Here is a 23,459-nt window from a genome sequence, read left to right on the forward strand (position 1 = left end):
TCACATTCGGAAGACGCCGAAGCCCTCGGCGCCCTTGATCGGGGCTGTGTGAATGGCCGACAGAGCCATTCCCAGCACGGTGCGGGTGTCGCGGGGGTCGATGATGCCGTCGTCGAAAAGCCTGCCCGACAGGAACATCGGCATGGCCTCGGCCTCGATCTGCGCCTCGACCATCGCGGCGAGACCGGCGGCGGCCTCCTCGTCGAACGGCAGGCCCTTGGACTCGGCCGCGCCGCGCTGCACGATGGTGAGCACGCCGCCCAGCTGCGCGCCGCCCATGACGGCGGACTTCGCACTCGGCCAGGCGAACAGGAAGCGCGGGTTGAACGCGCGCCCGCACATGCCGTAGTGCCCGGCCCCGTAGGAGGCGCCGACCAGCAGCGAGATGTGTGGCACCGTGGAGTTGGCGACGGCGTTGATCATCATCGCGCCGTGCTTGATGATGCCGCCGTGCTCGTACTTTTTGCCGACCATGTAGCCGGTGGTGTTGTGCAGGAACAACAGTGGCGTGTTCTTCTTGTTCGCCAGCTGGATGAACTGGGTGGCCTTCTGCGATTCCTCGGAGAACAGCACGCCGCGCGCATTGGCGAGGATGCCGATCGGGTAGCCGTTGATCTCGGCCCACCCGGTGACCAGCGAGGAACCGTAGAGCGGCTTGAACTCGTCGAAATCGGAGCCGTCCACGACGCGGGCGATGATCTCGCGGGGGTCGAACGGGATCTTCAGGTCCGAGGGCACGATGCCGAGCAGTTCCTCGGGATCGTAGAGCGGCGAGATGACCTCGGCGCGCGGCTCGGGGCCCTGCTTCTTCCAGTTCAGTCGACGAACGATATTGCGGCCCAGCCGAATCGCGTCCTGTTCGTCGGCGGCCAGGTAGTCGGCCAGACCTGACGTGCGGGCGTGCATCTCGGCGCCGCCGAGGGTCTCGTCGTCGGAGTCCTCACCGGTGGCCATCTTCACCAGCGGCGGGCCCGCGAGGAAGACCTTCGCGCCCTCCTTGACCATCACGACGTAGTCGGACATGCCGGGGATGTAGGCGCCACCGGCGGTCGAGTTGCCGAAAACCAGGGAGATAGTGGGGATTCCGGCGGCCGAGGCCTGGGTGAGGTCGCGGAACATCGCGCCGCCGGGGATGAAGACTTCCTTCTGCGTCGGCAGATCCGCGCCGGCGGACTCGACCAGCGAGATCACCGGCAGCCGGTTCTCCCTGATGATCTCGTTGATCCGGAACTGCTTGCGCAGCGTCCACGGATTCGAGGCGCCGCCGCGCACGGTCGGGTCGGGCGCGACGATCATGGCTTCGACACCCTCGACGAGGCCGATCCCGGCGATCGTCGAGGCGCCGACCTGGAAGTCGCTGCCCCAGGCCGCTAGTGGGCACAGTTCGAGGAACGGCGAGTCCTCGTCGAGCAGCAGTTCGATGCGCTCACGCGCCGTCAGCTTGCCGCGCTTGTGATGGCGGGCCACCTTGTCGGCGCCGCCACCGGCGATCGCCTTGGCGAACTCCGCCTCGACCTCGGTGAGCTTGACCGACATCGCCTCGGCGGCCGCGGTGTACTCGGGCGAGGTGTTGTCGAGAATGGAACGGAAGGTCGTCATGCCTGGTACCCCAATACTTTCGACGCCAGCATGGTCAGGATCTCGTTGGTGCCGCCGCCGATGCCGATGATGCGCACATCGCGGTAGATGCGCTCGACCTCGGCCTCGCGCATGTAGCCCATCCCGCCGTGCAGCTGCACAGCCTGGTTGGCCACCCATTCGGCGGTCTCGACGGCGTTGTTCTTGGCGAAGCACACCTGGGCGATCAGGTTCTCCTCACCGGCGACGTAGCGCTCCACCAGCGCCCGGGTGTAGGTACGCGAGATATCCACGCGCTGGGCCATATCGGTGAGCGTCATCTGCACCTTCTGGCGGCTGATCAGCGGACGACCGAAGGTCTCGCGATCACGGCACCACTGCACGGTGAGATCGAGCGCGCGCTGGGCCAGCGAGTACGCCTGCACCGCCAGGCCGACCCGCTCGCTCACGAACGCGGCGGCGATCTGCGCGAAGCCGCTGTTCTCGGCGCCGACCAGGTTCGACGCGGGCACCCGCACGTCCACATACGACAGCTCGGCGGTATCGGAGGCCAGCCAGCCCATCTTCTCCAGCTTGCGGCTGACGGTGAAGCCGGGCGTGCCCTTCGGCACGAGGATCAGCGAAACACCCGCCGCGCCGGGGCCGCCCGTGCGCACCGCGGTGACGACGAAGTCGGCGCGACAACCCGAGGTGATGAACGTCTTGGCGCCGTTGATGATGAAGTCGTCACCGTCGCGCACGGCGGTGGTGGTGAGGTGCCCGACATCGGAACCGCCGCCGGGCTCGGTGATGGCCAGAGAGCCGATCAGGTCACCGGTCAGCGTCGGCTTGGCCCACTGATCGATCTGCGCCTGATTGCCCGAGGCGATCATGTGCGGCAACGCGATGCCACAGGTCAGCAGCGAGGCCCACAGCCCACCGGACGCGCCGGCGACATGGATCTCCTCGCCCACGATCACCGAGTCGATGGCGGTGCCGCCCTCACCGCCCGCCGATTCCGGGTACTCGATGCCGAGCAGGCCGAGTTCGCCCGCCTTCTTGTGCAGTTCGCGCGGGAGCTCGCCCGCGCGCTCCCAGGCGTCGAGGTCGGGCAGGATGTCCCGCTCCACGAACCCGCGCACGGTGGCGCGCAGCTCTTTTCGCTCCGGTGTTTCCCAAACAGACGTCATGCGAGCAGCTCCGTCGGCATATCGATGTGGCGGGAGCGCAGCCATTCGCCGAGCCCCTTGGCCTGCGGGTCAAAACGCGCCTGGTAGGCGACGCCCTTGCCGAGCAGACCGGAAATGATGAAGTTGACCGCGCGCAGATTGGGCAGCACGTGACGGGTGACGGTCAGTTCGGCCGTCTCGGGGAGAAGTTCCCGCAGCTTGTCGACGGTGAGCGTGTGCACCAGCCAGCGCCATTGGTCGTCGGTGCGCACCCACACGCCGATATTGGCGTCACCGCCCTTGTCGCCGCTGCGGGCAAGAGCGATCGTGCCGAGCGGCACGCGATCGGTCTCGGCGGGGGGCAGCGGCGCGGGGAGCTCGGGTTCGGAAACAGGTTCGAGAACAAGGGTTTCCGTGGCGGGTGCGATATCGACACGGCTGCCGTCGGCCAGCACCGCCACGTGCGGCACCTCGTGCGCGTCGACGAAGCCGGGGGTGAAGACGCCGTAGGGAGAACCGTTTCCGGGCAGCGCGGTGAAGCTGGCGCCCGGGTAGCTGGCCAAGGCCAATTCCACCGCGACACTGGAGAACCCGCGGCCCACCTTGTTCGGATCGGCATCGCGCACCACGCAGCGCAGCAGCGCGCTGGCCTGCTCTTCGGTCTCGGCATCGGGGCGATCGAGGCGGGCCAGCGTCCAGGTGAGCTCGGCGGGCTTGTCCGGCAGCCAGGATTCCAGCTGCCGTTGCGCCAGTGCGGCTTTGGCTTCGATGTCGAGGCCGGTGAGGATGAACGACATCTCGTTGCGGAAGCCGCCGAGGGTGTTCAGGGAGACCTTGAGCTGCGGCGGCGGCGCCTCACCGGTGACCCCGCTGATCAGAACGCGGTCCTTGCCCTCCTGGCTCAGCGCGATGCTGTCCAGGCGGGTGGTCACGTCGGGTCCGGCGTAGCGCGCGCTCTGGATTTCGTACATGAGCTGGGCTTCGACGGTGTCGACGGTGACCGCGCCGCCGGTGCCGTCGTGCTTGGTGATCACGCAGGATCCGTCGCGACGGATCTCGGCGATCGGGAAGCCGGGGCGGCCGATGTCACCGAGTTCGGTGAAGAAGGCGAAGTTGCCGCCGGTGGCCTGGGTGCTGCATTCGATCACGTGCCCGGCCGCCACGGCGCCGGCCAGCGCGTCGTAATCGGTTCGGCCCCAGCCGAAGTGGGCCGCCGCCGGGCCGACGATCACCGAGGCGTCGGTGACCCGGCCGGTGACGACGATGTCGGCGCCGGAGTTCAGGCATTCGACGATGCCCCACGCGCCGAGGTAGGCGTTGGCCGTGAGCGGCTGACCCAGATCGAGCTCGGCGGCGCGGGCGACCAGGTCGTCGCCCTCGACGTAGGCGATCTTGGCGTCCAGCCCGAGGTCGGCGGCGACCTTGCGCAGCCGCTCGGCCAGCCCGGCCGGGTTGAGCCCGCCCGCGTTGGTGACGATCTGCACGTTCTTCTCGAGTGCGAGGGCCAGGCAGTCCTCGATCTGGCGCACGAAGGTCTTGGCGTAGCCGAGGCTGGGGTCCTTCATCCGGTCGCGGCCCAGGATCAGCATGGTGAGCTCGGCGAGGTAGTCGCCGGTCAGCACGTCGAGGTGCCCGCCCTCCAGCATTTCGCGCATCGCGCTGAGCCGGTCACCGTAGAACCCGGAACAATTCCCGATCCGGATCAGGTCCGGATCAGCGGAGAGAGCACTCATGGCACCCAGGATCGCAGCGGTTCAGAAAAAAAGCAAGCACGCGTGCTTGTTAATCGCGGACAATTCACCAGGCAAGATGGAGTCCATGCTGTCCGTCCTCCTCTTCGCCCTCGCCGGATTCCTGCTCGGCGGTGCGTACACGACCTGGAAGAACAATCGCGCGATGTCGATCGGGTTGATCGTCGCCGCCGTCCTGGCGGGGCTCGGCGCCGCACTCTGGCTCGAGTAGCAAGACTTTCGCAAGATCAGGGCAAGGCGAGCGCTGTTGGCTTGCCCGCATGTTCACCTGGTATGTCGGCCTGCTCGCAGTCAGCGGCCTCGCGATGATCATCATGGCCAACATCGACAACGGCCGCAGCGCGCTCTCCCGCGGCCTCAACGCCGTATTCGGCATCGCGTTCCTCGGCTACGCGGGGTACCTGACGTTCGTGTTCGAAGGCGGCGACTACCTGATCTTCTTCCACGCGTTCATCCTGCCGGTGCTGCTGACGATCGACTTCGTGCGCTCGACGAACTGGCAGGCGCTGACCACCAAGCCGACCCCGACCCAGCAGGCGTTCCGGGCCTACTGGAAGGAACAGGATCGGCTGGCCAAGCGCTCAGCCCGTCGTATGTAGCTTGAAGATCCTGACGTCTTCGGGCACGCCGTTCAGCGGCGCCGCCCAGAAATTCCGCTTGTACGGTTTGGCGACGACACCCAGCTCATCCAGTGTTTCCGGGCGCAGAGCAGCCAGCGTGACACTGGATACCATCGTGTTCCCGTTGCCGCCCGCCTCCATCATGCGGGCGGCGATATTGACGTCGACGCCGAGCCAGTCGCCACCGATCTCACGGGGCGAACCGGTGTGCAGGCCGACCCGCATGCGCGGGCGGTAACCGGCGATCTCGACCTCGGCGAGATTGCGACGAGCCGCCAGCGCGGCGCGCACGGCCCGATCGGGCGAGGAGAACACCGCCATCAGCCCGTCGCCCATCCGCTTGACCACCTGACCGCCGCGCTCGACGATCGGCGGCTCGATGGCCCTGGCGACCTTGCGCAGCAGTTCCAGGGTGAGCTCGTCGCCCACCGACAGCGACCAGCTCGAGAACCCGACCAGGTCGGTGAACACAATGGTCACCTCCTCGGTGCCACGCCCACGACCGATCCGCTCCAGCCCGGCCTGCCACACCTGCAGGGCGCCGAAACCGATCTCCCTGGCCGCGGTCGGCGCGCCGCCGACGATCTTGTCCGCGGCTCGCGCCACCGCGCGCGCACCACCGGGGCCCGTCACCGACAGCGGATCGCCGAACGAGGGGTCACCGGGCAGCTGTTGGCGCGCCTTGCGCAGCGCACCGATCACGTCGGCCCGACGGTTGGCGGCCTGTAATTTCGACGAGAGCTGGGGGCGCTTCCTCCCCGCGCGCACGCCGGGGTCGGATTCGGCGGATCCACTGACGATCGGCTCCAACGGGATGGATACGTCCGCAGCGGCGTCGCGCCGCGGATTCACCCCGCCAGAAGGCGTTTCACTCACGCTCAAAAGGTTAGCCGATCCGCCTCCCCGAGACTTCCAGCCAGACTCAGGTGCGTGAAGACGAGGTGACGCGGCCAGCGGTTCCATGCGTGGTCGCGGTCGCCCGTGCCCGGTGAGTTACCCGTGTACCCACTGGATACGCGCGAGCCCCCGGCGTCCGGGCAGCGGACGCCGGGGGCTCATGCAGGGGCGACCTCCCGACAAGGTCGCGGCCCTCGCGGCCCGGGCGATTACGAGGGCGGCCCGGGCAGGATTATCAGGCGTCGCGGCGGTTGACCAGCACGAGCGCCCCGACGAAAACGATCGCCACGAAGGCGGCGAAGTAGATCAGACTGCCCCATACGCCCCAATGCCATTCGCCCGCGTACTCCTCGACGCTCAGGAACCGGTTCGCGTTCTGGAACGGCAGGAACGGCTTCACGGTGCGGCCGAAGCTGCCGAACGCGCCGAGCAGGTTCTCCACCAGCAGCGACCACAGCACGATCAGCGAGATCGCCGCGGCGGACTGCCGGACCAGCACACCGACGCCGATGGCGAGCATGACGCACAGGAAGGCGTAGATCGGCACGCTGTAGAGGGCTCGCCAGTTGCCGTCGAGCACGAGACCGGGAGCGTCGTCACCGACGATCACCTTGGCCACGATGAAGGCGATGAGCGAGAGGACACCGGTCAGCACCGCCGCGTACACGCCGACCAGCGCGGTCTTGGACAGCACGACCTTGGACCGGTTCGGGACGGCGAGGAAGCTGGAGCGGATCACGCCGAAGCGATATTCGCTGGTCACCGTCAACGCGGCCATGATCATCAGCACCATCACGCCGAAGCTGGAGACACCCGATACCGCGACCGTCGGGGTGAGCAACGGCGGGCCCTCCTCCGAGGTGCCCGCGGTGTCGGCATTGGTGACCAGCGCGATCAGCAAAGCGAGGCCGATGCCGAGGACCACGACGACCGCCGAGCACCACCAGGGCGAGCGGGTCGAGGTGAGTTTGATTCGTTCCGCTGCGAGCACGCCCATCAGAGCGCACCTCCCATCGCCTTTTGATCGAAGCTTTCACCGTGGTACTCCACGGCGCCGCCGGTCATCCGCATGAACGCTTCCTCGAGCGAGGCCTGCTGCGGCGCCAGCTCGTAGAGCGTGACGTTGTTCGTGCCCGCCACCTTGCCGACCTCGTCGGAGGTGACGCCCGCGACGATCAGCGCGGCATCGCCGTCCTCCTTCACGGTCATGCCGTGCGAGGTGAGCAGGCTGCGCAGCTGATCCAGTTGCGGGCTGCGCACGCGCACCGACTGCTCGGAGGCGCGGTCGATGAACTCCTGGGTGGTGCCGTCGAACATCAGCTGACCACGACCGATGACGATGAGCTGTTCGGCGGTCTGCGACATCTCCGAGAGCAGGTGACTCGATACGAGCACCGTGCGACCCTCGGCGGCCAGGCGCTGCATGAACCGGCGGATCCACAGGATGCCCTCCGGGTCGAGGCCGTTCACCGGCTCGTCGAACAACAGCACCTTCGGGTCGCCGAGCAGCGCACCCGCCAAGCCGAGGCGCTGGGACATGCCGAGCGAGAATCCGCCCGCGTTCTTGCCCGCCACCTCGGACAGGCCGACCAGGCGCAGGACTTCCTCGACCCGCGACTTCGGGATGTCGTTGGAGGCGGCCAGCCACTCCAGGTGGGCGCGCGCGGAGCGGTTCGGATGCACCCACTTGGCATCCAGCAGCGCGCCGACCTGGGTGAGCGGGCGTTCCAGCTGCTGGTACCGCTTGCCGTCGATGAGCGCACTGCCCGCCGTCGGCTTGTCCAGTCCGAGGATCATCCGCATGGTCGTCGATTTACCGGCACCGTTGGGTCCGAGGAACCCGGTCACCAGTCCTGGCCGGACGGTGAACGTGAGGTCCTGCACCGCGACGGTCTGGCCGAATTGCTTCGTCAGGCCCTTCAGCTCGATCATGAGCCCTAGCTTGCCTGACAACCCGCGCAACGCGCGTCGCCGGGAAGTAGCGAGTCGGGTCATCCTCGAGGATGACCTTCGACCCTTAGACGGCTGGGGAAGAAGCCTGAGCCCAGAAACGCTTCGGGATACGGCCCGCCTGCCGGGCCAGATAGCCGGCGCGCACCGCCGCCGACATGGCCGATGCCATGAGTTCGGGCTCTTTCGCCCTGGTCACGGCGGTGGCGAGCAGGACCGCCGAGCAGCCGAGCTCCATGGCGAGGGCGGCGTCGCTGGCGGTGCCGATGCCCGCGTCGAGGATCACGGGGACCCCTGCGGCGGCGACGATCATCTCGATGTTGTGGGGGTTGCCGATGCCGAGACCCGTGCCGATCGGGGAGCCGAGCGGCATCACCGCGGCGCAGCCCGCTTCCTCGAGGCGGCGCGCGAGTACGGGGTCGTCGGAGGTGTACGGCAGGACCACGAAACCGTCGTCGACGAGCTTCTCGGCGGCGTCGAGGAGTTCGAAGGGGTCGGGCAGCAGGGTTCGGTCGTCAGCCACCACCTCGAGCTTGACCCAGTTGGTGTCGAGCGCCTCGCGGGCCAGCTGGGCGGTGAGCACGGCCTCGGCGGCGGTGCGACAGCCCGCGGTATTGGGCAGGAGCGTGATGTCGAGGCGCTTGAGCAGGTCGAGCACGCCGGTGCCGCCCGCGGCGTCGACGCGACGCATGGCGACAGTGGTGAGCTCGGTGCCCGAGGCGATCAGGGCCTGTTCCAGGACGGCGAGGTTTTCGGCACCGCCGGTGCCCATGATCAGGCGCGAACCGAACTCCTTGTCCGCGATACGCAACGGCGCGACGGCCTCAGCCACCCTGCACCGCCGTGAGCACCTCGATGGTCCAGCCGCGGCCGACCGGTTCGTCCCAGCGCGACTTCGAGAAGACCGCGCCGTCGACCGCCAATGCCACACCCCGGCAGGGCAATTCGAGCTTTGCCAGCAGTTCGCGGACGCTGAGCGGCTCGGGGAACTCGTGGTCGACACCGTTGACGGTGACGCCGATCGGGATGGTCGAGGTCATCGAACTCCTCCTTGCGACAGAGATGGCATCTGCGATGCCGGAAAACGTTGGGGTGAAGCGGCTTCCACCACCGCCGGGGTGGCGCCGTCGAGCAGTGCGGGCACGACCGCGGCGGTGAGCGCCAGGGTGAGCATGCCGTTGCGGCCGTGCCCGGTGGCGGCGACGACCCGGTCGTCGAGGTGGCCGAGCAGCGGGAGGTTGTCGGGTGTTCCCGGCCGCGAACCCGCATTCGCTTCGGCCAGTTCGTATTCGGCGATGCCGGGCAGGATGGTCTCGGCGTCGGCGATCAGGTCACGGACGCCACCGACGGTGACGGTGGTGTCGAAGCCCGCTTCGTATTGTGTTGCACCGACGACGATTCCGTCTTCGCGAGGGACCAGGTAGACCTGCCGGCCGTGGACCCTGGCGCGGATCACCCTGGTCGGCGGCGGGCTGACGCCCGGCCTGCGACGCAACCGGAGGATCTCGCCCTTCACCGGGCGCACCGGCAAGCCCGGCCAGAGCTCGGCGGAGCGAGCGCCCGCCGCGAGGACGACGCGGTCGTGCGGTAGATCATCCAGTGCGACAACAGCTTCGGCGCGAACCTCGACACCGGCCCCGGCACAGGCGGATTGGAGAGCGCGCAGTACCCGCCGGTTGTCGATGGCGGGTTCGGTCTTCGCGTGCAGGCCCGCGCGGACGGTGCGCGCGAGTGCGGGTTCCAGCACGCGGACTCCCGCCCGGTCGAGCACCCGCAGGTCGTGGCCGAACCCGGCCAGCCACTCCGAGACGGTGCGCAGGTCGGCGGCATCGGCGCCGTCGAGCGCCACGGTCAGCGTCTCGTCGGCCACGAACATCGACTCGCCGGAGATCGCGCGCAGGCTCTCCCCGAAGGCGGACCACTCGGCCAGCGCGGCCGCGCCGAAGGCGAGCACGCGATCCTCACCTGGCCAGCCTTCCGACAGCGGAGCGAGCATTCCACCGGCCACGAAGGAAGCGCCGCGCGCCGGTTCGGGGTCGTAAACGGTAACCGTCCAGCCCGCCTCGGCGGCCCGCCATGCGACGGCGAGTCCGACGGCGCCGCCGCCAACGACCGCCAGAGTCCGCATCACGTTCCACCTGTCTTTTTTCGCCTATCGCCCGCCACGGCGTTCGCACTCCAACGGTAGCGCGACTACCGTCGTGGACGTGCAGCCCTCCCATCCCAACCGTTCCGTCCCGCCCAGGGAGCGTCTGTCGAGTGCGCTGCTGTATCTGTGCACCGACGCGCGCCGGGAGAAGGGCGATCTGGCCAGATTCGTCGACGCCGCGCTGGCCGGTGGCGTCGACATCGTGCAGCTCAGGGACAAGGGGTCGCCGGGCGAAGCCGAATTCGGCGCGCTGGAGGCCAAGGCAGAGCTGGGCGCACTCGCCGAGATCAAGGCGGCCACGCGACGCCACGGCGCCTTGCTCGCGGTGAACGACCGCGCCGATATCGCCCTGGCCGCGGGCGCGGACGTGCTGCACCTCGGCCAGGGCGACCTGCCGCCCACCTACGCGCGACGCGTCGTCGGCCCCGATGTGGTGATCGGCCGCTCCACCCACAACCGCAATCAGGCGGGCCTGGCCGCCATCGACGGCCACCTCGACTACTTCTGCACCGGCCCGATCTGGACCACGCCCACCAAGCCCGGCCGCCAAGCCGCAGGCGTGGACTTCGTCCGCACGACCGCCGAGTCCCATCCCACGCTCCCCTGGTTCGCCATCGGCGGCGTCGACGCGCAGCGACTGCCGGAGGTGTTGGCCGCCGGCGCCCGCCGCGTCGTCGTGGTCAGGGCGATCACCGAAGCCGCCGATCCGGAAGCCGCGGCCCGCGAACTCAAACAAGCACTACTCGCCGCTGACTGAGCTCGCCGTCGCGGCGTGGGCGCGCCGGTCGGGTCCGGCTGTACACAGTCGGGCCGGGCGAGGTGGTGCCGCGAGTCAGGCGAGGATGTCCGCCCTGGTGAGGGTCGGTCCGTCGGTCGGCTCACCATCGAGGACGACCTCGACGCCGGGGCCATCGAGCCGGGCGTGCAGCCAGAAGAAGCCCTGGTCGGGAAGTTCGACTGTGCGGGGCAGCGCGTCGGCGAGTTCGGCGTCGGCCTCGACGCGCACCCGCAACGGCACCGCCCGCAGTTCGGTCCAGGCGGTGGCGAAGCCGGGGTGCAACGGCAGGTCGGTGACCTCGTCCTCGGGGACCCAGGCGAGTTCGGCGCTCTCCCGGTTGGCGACCGTGGGCAGCGGTTTGTCGGCATCGGCGATGACGGTGATGTAGGTCCAGCCGCTCGCGGCGGTCATGGTCAGGCGCTCGGCGCGGACCTGGAGGTCGTCGGCGGTGATGCCCGCTTCCTCCTCCGCCTCCCGGACGGCCGCGTGCTCGGGCGACTCGTGCGAATCGCGGGCGCCGCCGGGCAGCGCCCAGGTTCCGCCCTGATGACTCCACGGCGCCCGGTGCTGCAACAGCACCGCCGACCCGCCACCGGGCAACGGCGCGCGCAGCAGTAGCCCCGCCGCACCGAACTTGCCCCAGTGCTTGACCCCGTCAGGGCTCTTGTACCAGCCGTCTCCGTCGCCGCGCATCCCATACTCTTTCCTCCGAGCAGCCGAACAGCAACCGCTTCGGGGGTATGTGAGGGGCTGCGCTACCCGTAGGCCCACAATAAACTCCGCACAGGTAGGTGTGCACGAACAGCGCCGGGAGGTGAACGATGGACGAACCGGGGAATCGCAATGCCTCGACCGAGGTGGCGGCCGTCCGGGTTCGCCCGTCGTCGCAGGCCGAGGCCGGTCCGAAGCCTTCCGAGACCCCGGGAGCCGCGCCGGTGACACCGCGCTGGGTGCCGTTGCGCCGACCGGCCGCGCCCGTGGACCGGCCGCCCGCGCCCGACGTCAGAGCGTTACGCGCGCAGTTCCAACCGGCCCGCTTGCGCAGCTTCGCGCACTCCTCGCCGGGGCGGTTGGTTGCCGCCGGACTGGTGCTGATGGTGCTGTGCGTCACCGCGGGCGCGGTGACTTCGACAACCGTGAGTGAGCGTCAGCAAGCTCTCGGCGTCCTGCTCGACGACACCGAACCCGACGCGCATTCGGCCAACCACCTCTACACCTCGCTCTCGATCGCCGACGCCGCCGCGGGCACCGCCTTCATCGCGGGCGGACTCGAGCCCAAGGCCGTGCGCGACCGCTACACCCAGGCCATCGGCGAGGCCGCCGCGGAGTTGGTGACGCAGGCCGGCCACGTCTCCGACGAGGAAGCGGCCGACCCGTCGGGCACCGATCGCAGGCTGCGCACCGGCATCGCGACCGGGCTGCCCGTCTACAGCGGGCTGATCGAGACCGCACGGGTGAACAACCGCAGCGGCTATCCCGTGGGCGCGGCGTATCTGAGCGAGGCCTCGCATCAGATGCAGACCGGGCTGCTGCCGATGGCCGAGGAATTGGAAGACCATCGGTTCGACGCGGTCACCGCCGCGCAGCACCGGCACGTACAACCGCCGTGGACGGCGATCGCGCTGCTGGTGGTGGCGCTCGGCGCGCTGATCTGGGTGCAGGTCGAGCTGGCGCGGCGCTCGCGCCGGTTCTTCAATATGGGCCTGCTGATCGGCACCGGCGCGCTGGCACTGACGCTGATCTGGACAGTGGCGGCCGGATCGTTGTCCGCGGTGGCGATGATTCGCTGCCGGGACGAAGGAGCGGTGCCGTCGGCGCGGCTGGCCGAGAGTCGGATCCTGGTGCAGCAAGCCAGATCAGCGGAAATGGTGAAGCTGGTACGCCGCGACGCGACCGGCGACTACGACCGCACCTTCGATACCAATGCCGCCCGGCTCAACGAGTTGCTCGCCGGTTATCCCGATGACGCCCCCGCGCGCGACGAAGTGGCGTACGCGCGGGCCGCGCTGACCCGCTGGCAGTCGGCCCACCAGCGGATGAACGACACCCTCGAGCGTGGCGATTTCATGGGCGCGGCCACCGTGGCCACCGGTCCGAGCGCCGCCGATTCGGCCGCCCAGGTGGACGCACTCGATCGGGCACTGGACAAGGCGGGCGCGGTGACACGAGACACCCTGCGCGCGAAGGTCTCTCAGGCGATCGACGTGCTGTCGTTCCTCTCCCCCGGCGCGTTCGTGCTCGGGATCGCGGCGGCGGCTTGCGTCGCGCTCGGGTTGTGGCCGCGACTGCGGGAGTACCGGTGAGGCGCGGGCGCGTCCTCGCGGCGCTGGTGCTGGTCGGGGTGCTCGCCGGCTGCTCCGACAGCACACCCGTGCCCGATCAGCGCGGCGTCTATTCCGAACCGCCGTTGCCCGCCAAGGCGATTCCGATCGGCACCGATACCCCCGTGCCCGCTACCGGTGGCGAGCAGTGCGGCGATCCGACCGCGAGCCTGCGGCCGAGCATCGCCTCCGGCCCGACGATCGACGCCATCCGCGCACGCGGCAGGCTCATCGTCGGACTCGACGCGGGCAGCAATCTGTTCAGCTTCCGCGATCCGCTCAGCGGCCGCATCGTCGGCTTCGACGCCGACATCGCCCGCGAGATCGCCCGTGACCTGCTCGGCAACCCTGATCTGATCGAATACCGCAGTCTCGCTTCGGAAGAGCGCGAGCGAGCGCTGCAGGATCACACCGTCGACCTGATCGCGAAGACGATGACCATCACCTGCGAGCGACGTCAGCGCGTAGCCTTCTCGACGGTGTACCTGCGGGCCGACCAGCGGGTGCTCGCGGTGAAGGATTCCGGCATCGGCGGTCTCGCCGATCTGGCGGGCAAGCGCGTGTGCGTGGTGCGCGGCACCACCTCCCTCGATCACATCCGCCGCGACCAACCCGCCGCCACGATTCTGACGGTGCCCACCTGGGCCGACTGCCTGGTGGTGCTGCAACAGCGCCAGGTCGACGCGGTGAGCACCGACGACTCGATCCTGGCGGGCCTGGCCGCCCAGGACCCCTACACCGAGGTGGTCGGCGGCAGCATCAGCGCCGAGCCGTACGGCATCGGCATCCCCAAAGGCGACGACGACCTGGTGCGTTTCGTCAACGCCACCCTGGACCGCATCCGCAACGACGGCACCTGGACGCGGATCCACCGCCGCTGGCTCGCGACTCTCGGCGAGACGCCGAGCCCGCCCGCCCCGAAGTACCAGGACTGACGGCCATGAGTACGAATCCCCTGGATGGCGAACTGGGACAAGCTGATCCGGACCCGGAGATCGGCGCCGAGCCGAACGATCCGGCCCCCGACCCGGAACGGCGCGAGCAGACCCAGCTGACCCAGCGTCAGCGGCCGGGCACGCTGCCGGGCGGATGGACGTTGCCCGGCGACGACGAGACGCGGCCGTTGCCCAAACTCACCGCCGAGGCGGCCGCGGAGTTCGCCCGACAGCAGGCGAGCAGCCGCGACCACACCCCGGCCACCGATGCCACCCAGCGAGCCGAAGAGTCCGGCGCCGTCGAGCGATCGGGCGAGATCGCCCAGGCCGCGACGGCACAGCAGGCGGACGAGCAGCTCGCCACACAGCGGGCGACTCGTCCCCCGGTACCCGAGTCAGCGGCGTACGCACCGACCGAAGCCGCACCGCGAACCGCACCGTACGCCCCGACCGAGGCCGCACCGCGGGACCCCATGATCGCACCGTACGCGGCGACCGAGGCCGCGCAGCGCACCGAACCACCCGGCACGCAGGCGAGTCCGGTCGATCCCGAATCCTGGCCGTCCACGCCGCAGACCGGTGGGGGTACCGCACGGTCGGGGCGCAGCGTGCGAACGGCGCGCTCGCGACCCACCCGACGACTCGGGGCCGGGCTGGTGCCGATTCCGACGGTGACCCCGGCCGATCCGCGTGCTGCCGTGCTGGCGGATCCGATGGTGTCGGAAGGTCGGCGGTTCTGCTGGCGCTGTAGCAATCCGGTCGGGCGTTCGACGCCGGCGCGGGCGGCCTCGACCAGTGGCGAATGCGAAACCTGCGGGGCCGCTTACGATTTCCGGCCGTCGCTGCACGAAGGCGACATGGTCGCCGGGCAGTACGAGATCCAGGGTTGCATCGCGCACGGCGGGCTGGGCTGGATCTATCTGGCCATCGACCGCAATGTGAGCGATCGGTGGGTGGTGCTCAAGGGGCTGTTGCACGCGGGCGACGCCGAAGCGCAGGCCGTGGCGGTGGCCGAGCGGCAGTTCCTGGCCGAGGTGGCGCACCCGAGCATCGTCAAGATCCACAACTTCGTCGAGCACACCGCCGGTGACGGGTCCATCGGCTACATCGTGATGGAGTACGTGGGCGGCCATTCGCTGCGTGACATCCTCGACGCCAAGCCGCGGGGCGAGCAGATGCCGCTGGCCGAGGCCATCGCGTACGTGCTGGAGATCCTGCCCGCACTCGAGTATCTGCACTCGATCGGTCTCACCTACAACGACCTCAAGCCCGACAATGTGATGGTCACCGAGGACCAGGTGAAGCTGATCGACCTCGGCGCGGTCGCCACCATCGACGCCTACGGAAACCTGTACGGCACCAAGGGTTTCCAGGCGCCGGAGATCGCCAGGACCGGGCCGACGCCTGCCTCCGACGTCTACACCGTCGGCCGGACGCTCGCCGCGCTCACGCTGGCGTTGCCCAGCGAACACGGCCGCTACCTCGACGGCATCCCCGACCCCGCCGACGAACCGCTGCTCGCCCGCTACGAGTTCTTCCATCGATTCCTGCTCACCGCCACCGATCTCGATCCGGCACTTCGTTTTCCGTCGGCGCGGGCGATGTCGGCGCAGCTGGCCGGTGTGCTGCGCGAGATCCTCGCTTTCGACACCGGCACCGAACATCCACAGCTGTCCACAGTGTTCAGTCCACAACGCACCAGCTTCGGAACCGAGGAGCTGATCAGCCAGACCGACGCCTACCTCGACGGTGTCGGTCGCTCACCGCTACTGGATTCCCGTGATGTGGTCGCCGCACTGCCGATTCCGCTGATCGACCCCGCCGACCCGTCGGCTCCGCTGCTGGCGGCGACCGCCAACCCGGAACCCGAACGGGTGCTGGAGGCGCTGCACGACTCCCGCGAGCGAGCCGAGGCCGACCCCGACAACGCGCCCGAAACCCTGGCGGGCGAGTTGCTCTTCGCCGAGGCGCGAGCACGGCTGGAACTAGGCGAGTCGGCGGCGGTTCTGCACATGCTCGACCGGGTGCCGAACGAAACCGATTGGCGCACGGACTGGTTCACCGGTCAGGCGCATCTGCTCGAACTCGACTACGAAGCCGCCTTCGCGTCGTTCGAGGCGGTGCTGCGGGTGCTGCCCGGTGAGATCGCGCCCAAGCTGGCGCTGGCCGCCACCGCGGAACTCATCCTGCAACACTGGGATTCCGCGGCGCCCGAACAGTGGCGCAGCTTCGCCGAACGCTATTACGACACCGTATGGCGCACCGACCGGGCCGTGGTGAGCGCGGCATTCGGCCTCGCCAGGCAGCTGGCGGTGGCGGGGCGAGTCGGCGAAGCGGTGCACGCGCTCGACGACGTGCCCGCCGCGTCGCGCCACTTCACCACCGCCCAGACCACAGCGATCCTGTTGCTGCTCACCAGCTCCCCCGTCGCCGAACTCGACGAACAGATCCTGCGGCTGGCCGCCTCGCGCGCCCAGTCCATCGCCCCCGGCGAGCACCGGGCCACCCTCATGCGCACCCTGGTCCAGGGCACCGCGTTGGCCTGGCTACAGGCCGGGAACACCCCGAAACGTAAGGACGCCAAGCTGTTCGGGCGTGGCTTCACCGAACGCGACCTGCGCGACGGCACCGAAACCGGCCTGCGTTCCCTCGCCCGCAACGCGCCGGACCGGGACCACCGCTACGCCCTCGTCGACCTCGCCAACTCGCTGCGCCCCAAATCCTGGTTCTGAGCTCAGCGCGCGCCGACCAGTTCGTGGGCCGCGCGTGCGATGGCCAGCTCCTCGTTGGTGGGTACCACCAGCACCGCAACCGGAGCGAAGTCCGGCGAAATGCGCCGGACGCCAGGGGCTCTCGTCTCGTTGCGAACAGGATCGATCTCGATACCGAGGGCTTGTAGCCCCGCCAGGGCGTCGGCGCGCACCGCCGGACTGTTCTCGCCCACACCGGCGGTGAAGACGATGGCGTCGACGGTGCCGAGTTCGACGAGATAGGCGCCGAGGTAGCGGCGCAGGCGGTGGATGTAAACGTCGTAGGCGAGCTTCGCCTGGGTGTCGCCGCCGTCGATCAGCTTCTGCAGCTCACGGAAGTCGTTCACCCCGGACAGGCCCTTGATGCCCGAGTTGCGATTGAGCAGCTGCTCCACCTGGCTCACGTCCAGATCGGCCGCCCGCATGAGGTACGGCGTGACACCCGGATCCAGGTCGCCCGGCCGGGTGCCCATCACCAGACCTTCGAGTGGGGTCATGCCCATGGTGGTGTCGATCGCGACGCCGCCCTGGATCGATGAAGCGGACGCGCCGTTGCCCAGGTGGAACACGATCTGGTTCAGCTCTTCGGTCGGCCTGCCCAGGTATTGCGCGGCCTTGTCCGACACGTACTGGTGCGAGGTGCCGTGGAAGCCGTACTTGCGAATGCCGTGGGTGGCGGCCAGTTTCGCGTCGATGGCATAGGTCTTGGCCGCGTCGGGCAGGGTGTGGAAGAACGCCGTGTCGAAGACCGCGACCTCGGGAATGCCGGGCAGCAGCTCTCGCGTCGACTCGATGCCGACCACATTGGCGGGATTGTGCAGCGGCGCGAGCACCGACAACTCGTCGATCGCGTGCAGCACGTCGTCGGTGATCAGGGTCGGCTCCCAGAACACCTCGCCGCCGTGGACCACCCGGTGCCCGACCGCGCCGATCCCGATCGTGGTCAGATCGAGGCCGGTTTCGCGGAACATCTCGAACGCCCGCAGCAGACCGGCCTTGTGGTCCTCGATCGTGCCGTCGTACTCGAGCTTGGCGGGGCCCGCCTCGTGCACGATCCGTCCGCCGTGCGACTCGCCGATCTTCTCGACCAGCCCGGACGCCAACACCTCTGCCGAGACAGCATGCAGCAGTTGATATTTGATCGACGAAGAGCCGCTGTTCAGCACCAGGACGAGATCACTCACTTGCCGTCTCCCTGTGCCTGGATGGCGGTGATCGCCACGGTGTTGACGATGTCGGCGACCAGCGCGCCGCGCGAGAGATCGTTCACCGGTTTACGCAGCCCCTGCAGCACCGGCCCGATCGCGACCGCACCCGCGCTACGCTGCACCGCCTTGTAGGTGTTGTTGCCGGTATTGAGGTCGGGGAAGACGAAAACCGTTGCCTTGCCCGCCACTTCGGAATCGGGCAGCTTGGCGCTGGCGACAGCGGGCTCGATCGCGGCGTCGTACTGGATCGGGCCTTCCACCGGCAGTTCCGGCGCGCGCTCGCGCACGATTTCGGTTGCCGCGCGGACCTTGTCGACATCGGCGCCGGTCCCGGACGCGCCGGTGGAGTACGACAGCATCGCCACCCGGGGGTCGATCCCGAACCGGGCCGCGGTGCCCGCCGAGGACACCGCGATATCGGCCAGCTGCTCCGAGGTCGGGTCGGGCACCACGGCGCAATCGCCATAGGCGAGAACACGATCGGCCAAGCACATCAGGAACACACTCGACACCGTGGATACGCCGGGCACCGTCTTGATGATCTCGAACGAGGGCCGAATCGTGTGCGCGGTGGTGTGCGCGGCGCCCGAGACCATGCCGTCGGCGATTCCCTTGTAGACCATCATGGTGCCGAAATAGGAGATGTCGGCCATGGTTTCGCGCGCACGCTCAAGCGTCATGCCCTTGTGCTTGCGCAGTTCGGTGTATTCGGCGGCGAAGTCGTCGAGGTAGCCGGAGGTGCGCGGCGCCAGCACCTCGGCGTCGGCGATGTCGACACCGAGTTCGGCGGCACGGGCGCGCACCGAGGCCTCGTCACCGAGGATGGTGAGGTCGGCGATCTTGCGCTGTAGTACTCGTCCGGCGGCCCGAATGATGCGGTCGTCGTCGCCCTCGGGCAGCACGATGCGTTTGCGATCGGCGCGGGCGCGTTCGATCAGCCGGTACTCGAACATCTGCGGTGTCACGACCGTCGAGGTCGGAACCTGGATGCGCCGCAACAGTTCCGGCGCGTCGACCCGCTGCTCCATCAGCGCGAGTGCGGTGTCCACCTTTCCCGGACTGCCCGCCCACATCCGGCCACGGGTGCCGTGCACGGCACTGGCGGTGTCGTAGGTGCCGAGTTCGGTGGCGAGGATGGGCAGCCTGGGCTGCAGACCCTCCATCAGTCGCGCGATCGCCGGATGCGGGCGAAGGCCACCGTTCATGATGACCCCGGCCAGCGACGGAAAGCCCGCTGCCTCATGGGCATTCACCAGACTGAGCAGCACATCGGATCGGTCGCCGGGCGCGATCACCACCACACCGTCGGAGAGGCGCTCCAAGATGTGTTCGGCGGTCATGCCGCCGACCATGATGCGCAGCGCTTCACGCTGCAGCAATTCCGGGTCGCCACTGTATATTTCGCCCTCGATGGACTCGCACAGCTCGGCCATCGTCGGCGCCATCAGCAGCGGCACCTCGGGCAGGGTCCACGACGGAACATCGAAACTCGCCAGTGTGGTGGCGATTTCGTCCAACTCGTCAGGGGCGCAGCGATTGGCCACGATCGCGACGAGGTGAGCGTGCTCGGTGGTGAGTTCGCTGGTACACAGTTCGACCAGTTGTTTGACCTCGCCGGGCGTGCGGTCGGCGCCGCGAACGACCAGCAGCACCGGCGCGCCCAGGTTCACCGCGATGCGGGCATTGAAGCGCAGCTCGCTCGGGCTGGCGACGTCGGTGTAGTCGCTGCCGACGATCACCACCGCGTCGCAGGCCTTCGCGACATCGTGGAACCGCATCACGATATCGCTGATCGCGGCGGTGGGGTCGCGGTGCACGTCCTCGTAGGTGACGCCGATGGCCTGCTCGTAGCTGATATCGGCGGTGCTGTGCTCGAGCAGCAGTTCGAGGATGTAGTCGGGTTCGTCGGCCGAGCGGGTGATCGGACGGAATACGCCGACGCGTGCGGTGGTCGCGCACAGCATGCCGAGGACACCCAGTGCGACCGTAGATTTTCCGGTGTCACCCTCGGGTGAGGCGATGTACACGGTGGACGGCGCTTGTTCGACCATGCTCGCGAGCTTAGTGAATTGTCGGCGATTCAGGGGCGCGGTGTGGTCCGATCGGTCGGGTTATAGTCCGGCCCTTATGACGCTCAGTGCCCGGATCATGGTCCGATCGGTCGGGCTATAGTCCGGCCCGAATGACACTCAGTGCCCGGATCATGGTGCGATTGGTCGGGCTATAGTCCGGCCCATGACATCGCAGTTCCCGGATCGGCAGTGGGGTTCGCGCACCAACCCCCTGTCGCGCGCAGCCAACCGTTTCGCCGCGACCAAGCCGGGGTCCTGGCTGGTCCGCACGATCACCCCGCTCGACCGCGCCCTGCTGGAACGCACCGACGCCAAGTACACCGTGCTCGGCCCGATCGGCGCCCCGGTGATCCTGCTCACCACCACCGGCCGCAAGTCCGGCGTCGCCCGTACCCAGCCACTGCTCTACGTCCACGACGGCGACACCCTGTACGTGATCGGCTCCAACTTCGGCCAGCAACATCACCCCGCGTGGACCGCCAACCTGCTCGCCGACCCGTCGGCCACCGTCGCCATCGCGGGCGAGCGCATCCCGGTCACCGCCACTCCGGTCCCAGACGCGGACCAGGACGCGATCTTCGCCCGCTTCGTCGAGATCACCGGCGCCTACGCCGCCTACCGCGACCGCACCACCCGCGATCTACGCATGTTCGCCCTGCGCCGGACTGTCTGACCTGGTCCGCGTACCCGAGGTGCCCCGCGACGCCCCGGGCTTGTCAGGCCCGGGACGCCCTCGCGCATCAGACCTTGTCGACTTCGCCGTTCGACAGTGCCTTCTGCAGGGAGTTGAACACCGTCAGACCCTGACCGACCATGCCGTTGAGCAGCTCGCCGACACCGTCGGGGCCGTTGAGGACGGTGAGGTTGGCGCCCGCCAGGCCGTGTGAGGCCTGCTTGACGATTTCGGGGAGCTGCTCGATGAGCATCTGGTCCAGCGCGATCCGGTTGTTGGACGCTGCGGCTTCGGCCTGAATTCGCGTGCGGTCGGCTTCGGCCACCGCGAGGATGCGGACGCGTTCCGCTTCCGCCTGCGCGGGTTTCACCACTTCGGCTTGGAGCTGCTGCTCGCGGAGTTCGGCGTTCTTGCGCGCCTGCTCGGCCTGCGCGTGCAGGACGGCCTGCCTGGCGATGGCGTCGGCGAGCGGGCCCGCCTGTGCCGCTTCGGCGTTGGCCTTGTCGATGTCGCGCTGGTACTCGGCCTTGAGGATGGCGGTTTCGCGCTCGTATTCGGCGCGACGGCGCAACGACTCCTGTTCGGCCTCGGCGGAGCGCTGGGCGGCCTGGGCCTGGGCGATCTGGGCATCGCGCTGGACCGCCGCGTTGTGCGGCGCCGCGAGCGCGTTGATGTAGCCGAGATTGCCGTCGTCGATGCTCTGGATCTGGAACGAGTCGACCCACAGGCCGATATTGCTCATCTCCACCTTGGAGGCGATGAGGACCTCGTCGGCCAGCTTCTGGCGTTCGCGGATGATCTCCTCGACGGTCATCGAGCCGACGATCGAGCGCAGGTGACCGGAGAAGATCCGGCCGGTGAGCACCGACATCTCCTGTTCCTGCTCGGACAGGAAGCGTTGTGCCGCATTGACGATCGACTGAGTGTCGTTGGCGACCTTGAACGCGATCACCGCGCGCACATCGAGTTGGATGGCCTGCTTGGTGACGCAGCGCTCGCGGATCTCGGACTCGAACATGGCCAGCGACAGGTAGCGGACCTTGCGGAACAGCGGCACCACCCAGGTGCCGCGGCCGATGACTACTTTGAAGGGGGTGTCGTCCTTGGTCTTGGCACCACTGACCAGCATGGCTTCGTCGGGATCGGGAACGTGATAGCCCAGCATCGCGGGCCCCTTTCATTCTGAGGGAAGCGGAATCCAAGTGACCACATCGACCAGCCGCCCCGGATGGACCGCGACGATCAACACGGTGGTCCAGGCGGCGATCGGCTCGTCGGCTCGGGCGAGGTAGAGCTCGGTACCCCCACGAATCGAGATCAGCACCTCACCCAGTGCGCCCGCCTCCCGAATCGGCGACGTGATGGTGCCCGTCATGCCGTGCACGGAATCGGTCATCGCGGGTGAACCTCCCTGTCTCGCACCGGATGCCGTCAGGGTACGGAGCCTCGGCTATAAGCCGGTAGTAAAATTCTTATTGACAGCATCCTGTCAAATATGACAGCATTCTGTCATGTCGATCACCACAGTTCATGTAGCCGTCTACGACACCCTCGCCGACTGGGAAGTGGGAGCCGTTACGGCGCACATCGCCAACGGAAACTGGCACCGGGAGCCCGGAACGTTCGAGGTCGCGACGGTCGGCCTCACCACCGAACCGATCACCACCATGGGGCGCCTGCGAGTGACGCCCGACCTCGCCCTCGCCGATCTCGATCCGGCCGACAGCGCGATGCTGATCCTGCCGGGCGCGGACCTGTGGATGAGTGGGGACCTGATCGCGTTCGCGCAGAAGGCGAAGGAGTTCGTCGACGCCGGGGTGCCGGTGGCCGCGATCTGCGGCGCCACCTTCGGACTTGCCGCGGCGGGCTTGCTCGATGACCGCGCACACACCAGCAATGCGGCGGAATTCCTTGTCTACAGCGGATATTCGGGTGCCGAGCACTACGTCGAGACGGCGGCGATCACCGACCGTGACGTGATCACCGCCGACGGCATGTCACCGTTCGAATTCGCGAGAGAGATCTTCGCGCGGCTGGACCTGTACGAACCGCACGTCCTCGAGGCCTGGTACAAGCTGTATGCGCAGAAGGATCCGGCCGGGTACGCCGCGCTGGCCGAATACGAGGGGACCCACGCAGCTTGACTTCCGAACAGGAATTACTCGACGGCGCCGCGCTCACCGTCTTCCGGCTCAACGGTCAGTTCCTGACCATCGGTGACGGGCTGTCCGCACCGGCCGGGATCTCGGTGGCCTGGTGGCAGGTGATGGCCGCCGTGCTGGAACAGCCGCAGCCGGTGGCCGGCATCGCCCGTGCGATGGGCATCACCCGGCAGAGCGTGCAGCGGATCGCGGACCTGCTGGTCGGCAAGGGTATGTGCGAGTACCGACCCAACCCGGCACACAAGCGGGCCAAGTTGGTCGCGATGACCGAAGAAGGCCACGCCGCCATTCGGCGTATCGACCCACAGCACGCGGCCATGGCGCACCGGCTGGCGCAGGCGCTCGGTCCCGCCGAGTTCGCCGCGACGGTCGCGACCCTCGCTCGCCTCGCGGCGACCCTCGACACGATCATCGCCGACGAGGACTAGCCGCAAACACATCGACGCCCCCGCCACCGGTCCGGTGAT

Annotated in this window: 23 protein-coding genes; 9 read left to right on the forward strand and 14 right to left on the reverse strand. The window is 68.5% G+C overall.

The window, feature by feature from the left end; all coding sequences use genetic code 11:
* The 3 genes from QX204_RS30410 to QX204_RS30420 are packed head-to-tail and all read right to left on the reverse strand — an operon-like array spanning nucleotide 1 to nucleotide 4,459.
* Complete coding sequence (locus QX204_RS30410; protein WP_301903905.1) at nucleotides 1-1,599, reverse strand: acyl-CoA carboxylase subunit beta; 1,599 nt, start codon at nucleotides 1,597-1,599, stop codon at nucleotides 1-3.
* A complete protein-coding gene (locus QX204_RS30415; RefSeq protein WP_301903906.1) occupies nucleotides 1,596-2,747 on the reverse strand; it encodes an acyl-CoA dehydrogenase family protein in 1,152 nt (383 codons plus the stop codon). Before QX204_RS30415 ends, QX204_RS30410 begins: the two co-directional genes overlap by 4 nt.
* A complete protein-coding gene (locus QX204_RS30420) occupies nucleotides 2,744-4,459 on the reverse strand; it encodes an acyclic terpene utilization AtuA family protein (protein WP_301903907.1) in 1,716 nt (571 codons plus the stop codon). Before QX204_RS30420 ends, QX204_RS30415 begins: the two co-directional genes overlap by 4 nt.
* An 85-nt stretch (nucleotides 4,460-4,544) precedes the next feature.
* Here QX204_RS30420 and QX204_RS30425 point away from each other — a divergent pair, with 85 nt between their 5' ends.
* Complete coding sequence (locus tag QX204_RS30425; RefSeq protein ID WP_165610314.1) at nucleotides 4,545-4,688, forward strand: CG2302 family histidine operon protein; 144 nt, start codon at nucleotides 4,545-4,547, stop codon at nucleotides 4,686-4,688.
* 49 nt (nucleotides 4,689-4,737) lie between these two features.
* Nucleotides 4,738-5,076 carry a hypothetical protein gene (locus tag QX204_RS30430; RefSeq protein ID WP_301903908.1) on the forward strand — a complete coding sequence of 113 codons (339 nt, stop codon included), beginning with the start codon at nucleotides 4,738-4,740 and terminating at the stop codon, nucleotides 5,074-5,076.
* On the opposite strand, the gene QX204_RS30435 is transcribed toward QX204_RS30430, so the two are convergent.
* From QX204_RS30435 to thiO, 6 genes are all read right to left on the reverse strand, one after another.
* Complete coding sequence (locus tag QX204_RS30435; protein WP_301908156.1) at nucleotides 5,059-5,865, reverse strand: adenylate/guanylate cyclase domain-containing protein; 807 nt, start codon at nucleotides 5,863-5,865, stop codon at nucleotides 5,059-5,061. The genes QX204_RS30430 and QX204_RS30435 overlap by 18 nt on opposite strands.
* 364 nt (nucleotides 5,866-6,229) lie before the next feature.
* Complete coding sequence (locus tag QX204_RS30440) at nucleotides 6,230-6,991, reverse strand: ABC-2 transporter permease family protein (RefSeq protein WP_301903909.1); 762 nt, start codon at nucleotides 6,989-6,991, stop codon at nucleotides 6,230-6,232.
* On the reverse strand, nucleotides 6,991-7,926 hold the full coding sequence (locus QX204_RS30445) for an ABC transporter ATP-binding protein (RefSeq protein WP_301903910.1): 936 nt from the start codon (nucleotides 7,924-7,926) through the stop codon (nucleotides 6,991-6,993). Before QX204_RS30445 ends, QX204_RS30440 begins: the two co-directional genes overlap by 1 nt.
* An 85-nt stretch (nucleotides 7,927-8,011) precedes the next feature.
* Nucleotides 8,012-8,716, reverse strand: coding sequence for a thiazole synthase (locus QX204_RS30450; RefSeq protein ID WP_301908157.1), 705 nt, complete (start codon nucleotides 8,714-8,716; stop codon nucleotides 8,012-8,014).
* 52 nt (nucleotides 8,717-8,768) lie between these two features.
* Nucleotides 8,769-8,984 (reverse strand): sulfur carrier protein ThiS, encoded by a 216-nt coding sequence (thiS, locus tag QX204_RS30455; protein ID WP_056814965.1) that lies wholly within the window; start codon nucleotides 8,982-8,984, stop codon nucleotides 8,769-8,771.
* Nucleotides 8,981-10,072, reverse strand: coding sequence for a glycine oxidase ThiO (gene thiO / locus QX204_RS30460; protein WP_301903911.1), 1,092 nt, complete (start codon nucleotides 10,070-10,072; stop codon nucleotides 8,981-8,983). The genes thiS and thiO overlap by 4 nt, the downstream gene beginning before the upstream one ends.
* Nucleotides 10,073-10,151: 79 nt before the next feature.
* Here thiO and thiE point away from each other — a divergent pair, with 79 nt between their 5' ends.
* Nucleotides 10,152-10,850: a thiamine phosphate synthase gene (gene thiE / locus QX204_RS30465; protein WP_301903912.1), complete on the forward strand. Its 699-nt coding sequence runs from the start codon at nucleotides 10,152-10,154 to the stop codon at nucleotides 10,848-10,850.
* A gap of 75 nt (nucleotides 10,851-10,925) precedes the next feature.
* On the opposite strand, the gene QX204_RS30470 is transcribed toward thiE, so the two are convergent.
* Nucleotides 10,926-11,564: an NUDIX domain-containing protein gene (locus tag QX204_RS30470; protein WP_056814971.1), complete on the reverse strand. Its 639-nt coding sequence runs from the start codon at nucleotides 11,562-11,564 to the stop codon at nucleotides 10,926-10,928.
* A gap of 128 nt (nucleotides 11,565-11,692) precedes the next feature.
* Here QX204_RS30470 and QX204_RS30475 point away from each other — a divergent pair, with 128 nt between their 5' ends.
* From QX204_RS30475 to QX204_RS30485, 3 genes are read left to right on the forward strand one after another with little or no spacing between them, the layout of a single operon-like run.
* The gene (locus QX204_RS30475) at nucleotides 11,693-13,174 is read left to right on the forward strand and encodes a GlnX family signal transduction membrane protein (protein ID WP_301903913.1); all 1,482 of its coding nucleotides are present in this window, start codon (nucleotides 11,693-11,695) and stop codon (nucleotides 13,172-13,174) included.
* Nucleotides 13,171-14,127, forward strand: a complete 957-nt coding sequence (locus tag QX204_RS30480; RefSeq protein WP_301903914.1) for a glutamate ABC transporter substrate-binding protein — start codon at nucleotides 13,171-13,173, stop codon at nucleotides 14,125-14,127. The genes QX204_RS30475 and QX204_RS30480 overlap by 4 nt, the downstream gene beginning before the upstream one ends.
* Before the next feature lie 5 nt (nucleotides 14,128-14,132).
* Nucleotides 14,133-16,859: a serine/threonine-protein kinase gene (locus QX204_RS30485; RefSeq protein ID WP_301903915.1), complete on the forward strand. Its 2,727-nt coding sequence runs from the start codon at nucleotides 14,133-14,135 to the stop codon at nucleotides 16,857-16,859.
* A 2-nt stretch (nucleotides 16,860-16,861) separates the two neighbouring features.
* On the opposite strand, the gene QX204_RS30490 is transcribed toward QX204_RS30485, so the two are convergent.
* A complete protein-coding gene (locus tag QX204_RS30490) occupies nucleotides 16,862-18,061 on the reverse strand; it encodes an acetate kinase (protein WP_301903916.1) in 1,200 nt (399 codons plus the stop codon).
* A complete protein-coding gene (gene pta / locus QX204_RS30495) occupies nucleotides 18,058-20,136 on the reverse strand; it encodes a phosphate acetyltransferase (RefSeq protein WP_301903917.1) in 2,079 nt (692 codons plus the stop codon). The genes QX204_RS30490 and pta overlap by 4 nt, the downstream gene beginning before the upstream one ends.
* 184 nt (nucleotides 20,137-20,320) lie before the next feature.
* Between pta and QX204_RS30500 the strand changes: the two genes are divergently transcribed.
* Nucleotides 20,321-20,830: a nitroreductase family deazaflavin-dependent oxidoreductase gene (locus QX204_RS30500; protein WP_301903918.1), complete on the forward strand. Its 510-nt coding sequence runs from the start codon at nucleotides 20,321-20,323 to the stop codon at nucleotides 20,828-20,830.
* A 67-nt stretch (nucleotides 20,831-20,897) separates the two neighbouring features.
* Here QX204_RS30500 and QX204_RS30505 read toward each other — a convergent pair whose 3' ends face one another.
* Both QX204_RS30505 and QX204_RS30510 read right to left on the reverse strand, forming a co-directional pair.
* The gene (locus QX204_RS30505) at nucleotides 20,898-21,995 is read right to left on the reverse strand and encodes an SPFH domain-containing protein (RefSeq protein WP_301903919.1); all 1,098 of its coding nucleotides are present in this window, start codon (nucleotides 21,993-21,995) and stop codon (nucleotides 20,898-20,900) included.
* Nucleotides 21,996-22,007: 12 nt separating this feature from the next.
* Nucleotides 22,008-22,226, reverse strand: coding sequence for an NfeD C-terminal domain-containing protein (locus QX204_RS30510; protein WP_056814983.1), 219 nt, complete (start codon nucleotides 22,224-22,226; stop codon nucleotides 22,008-22,010).
* Nucleotides 22,227-22,341: 115 nt separating this feature from the next.
* Here QX204_RS30510 and QX204_RS30515 point away from each other — a divergent pair, with 115 nt between their 5' ends.
* Complete coding sequence (locus tag QX204_RS30515; RefSeq protein WP_301903920.1) at nucleotides 22,342-22,974, forward strand: DJ-1/PfpI family protein; 633 nt, start codon at nucleotides 22,342-22,344, stop codon at nucleotides 22,972-22,974.
* The gene (locus QX204_RS30520) at nucleotides 22,971-23,420 is read left to right on the forward strand and encodes a MarR family winged helix-turn-helix transcriptional regulator (RefSeq protein ID WP_301903921.1); all 450 of its coding nucleotides are present in this window, start codon (nucleotides 22,971-22,973) and stop codon (nucleotides 23,418-23,420) included. The genes QX204_RS30515 and QX204_RS30520 overlap by 4 nt, the downstream gene beginning before the upstream one ends.
* Nucleotides 23,421-23,459 lie beyond the last annotated feature (39 nt).

Source organism: Nocardia sp. PE-7 (assembly GCF_030486425.1).
Taxonomy (GTDB): Bacteria; Actinomycetota; Actinomycetes; order Mycobacteriales; family Mycobacteriaceae; genus Nocardia; species Nocardia salmonicida_A.

Excerpts from the sequence above, each read along its gene's own strand:
- QX204_RS30410 (WP_301903905.1), bottom strand. The coding sequence starts at position 1,599 with ATGACGACCTTCCGTTCCATTCTCGACAACACCTCGCCCGAGTACACC.
- QX204_RS30415 (WP_301903906.1), bottom strand. The coding sequence starts at position 2,747 with ATGACGTCTGTTTGGGAAACACCGGAGCGAAAAGAGCTGCGCGCCACC.
- QX204_RS30420 (WP_301903907.1), bottom strand. The coding sequence starts at position 4,459 with ATGAGTGCTCTCTCCGCTGATCCGGACCTGATCCGGATCGGGAATTGT.
- QX204_RS30425 (WP_165610314.1), top strand. The coding sequence starts at position 4,545 with ATGCTGTCCGTCCTCCTCTTCGCCCTCGCCGGATTCCTGCTCGGCGGT.
- QX204_RS30430 (WP_301903908.1), top strand. The coding sequence starts at position 4,738 with ATGTTCACCTGGTATGTCGGCCTGCTCGCAGTCAGCGGCCTCGCGATG.
- QX204_RS30440 (WP_301903909.1), bottom strand. The coding sequence starts at position 6,991 with ATGGGCGTGCTCGCAGCGGAACGAATCAAACTCACCTCGACCCGCTCG.
- QX204_RS30445 (WP_301903910.1), bottom strand. The coding sequence starts at position 7,926 with ATGATCGAGCTGAAGGGCCTGACGAAGCAATTCGGCCAGACCGTCGCG.
- QX204_RS30450 (WP_301908157.1), bottom strand. The coding sequence starts at position 8,716 with ATGGGCACCGGCGGTGCCGAAAACCTCGCCGTCCTGGAACAGGCCCTG.
- thiS (WP_056814965.1), bottom strand. The coding sequence starts at position 8,984 with ATGACCTCGACCATCCCGATCGGCGTCACCGTCAACGGTGTCGACCAC.
- thiO (WP_301903911.1), bottom strand. The coding sequence starts at position 10,072 with ATGCGGACTCTGGCGGTCGTTGGCGGCGGCGCCGTCGGACTCGCCGTC.
- QX204_RS30470 (WP_056814971.1), bottom strand. The coding sequence starts at position 11,564 with ATGCGCGGCGACGGAGACGGCTGGTACAAGAGCCCTGACGGGGTCAAG.
- QX204_RS30475 (WP_301903913.1), top strand. The coding sequence starts at position 11,693 with ATGGACGAACCGGGGAATCGCAATGCCTCGACCGAGGTGGCGGCCGTC.
- QX204_RS30485 (WP_301903915.1), top strand. The coding sequence starts at position 14,133 with ATGAGTACGAATCCCCTGGATGGCGAACTGGGACAAGCTGATCCGGAC.
- pta (WP_301903917.1), bottom strand. The coding sequence starts at position 20,136 with ATGGTCGAACAAGCGCCGTCCACCGTGTACATCGCCTCACCCGAGGGT.
- QX204_RS30500 (WP_301903918.1), top strand. The coding sequence starts at position 20,321 with ATGACATCGCAGTTCCCGGATCGGCAGTGGGGTTCGCGCACCAACCCC.
- QX204_RS30505 (WP_301903919.1), bottom strand. The coding sequence starts at position 21,995 with ATGCTGGGCTATCACGTTCCCGATCCCGACGAAGCCATGCTGGTCAGT.
- QX204_RS30510 (WP_056814983.1), bottom strand. The coding sequence starts at position 22,226 with ATGACCGATTCCGTGCACGGCATGACGGGCACCATCACGTCGCCGATT.
- QX204_RS30515 (WP_301903920.1), top strand. The coding sequence starts at position 22,342 with ATGTCGATCACCACAGTTCATGTAGCCGTCTACGACACCCTCGCCGAC.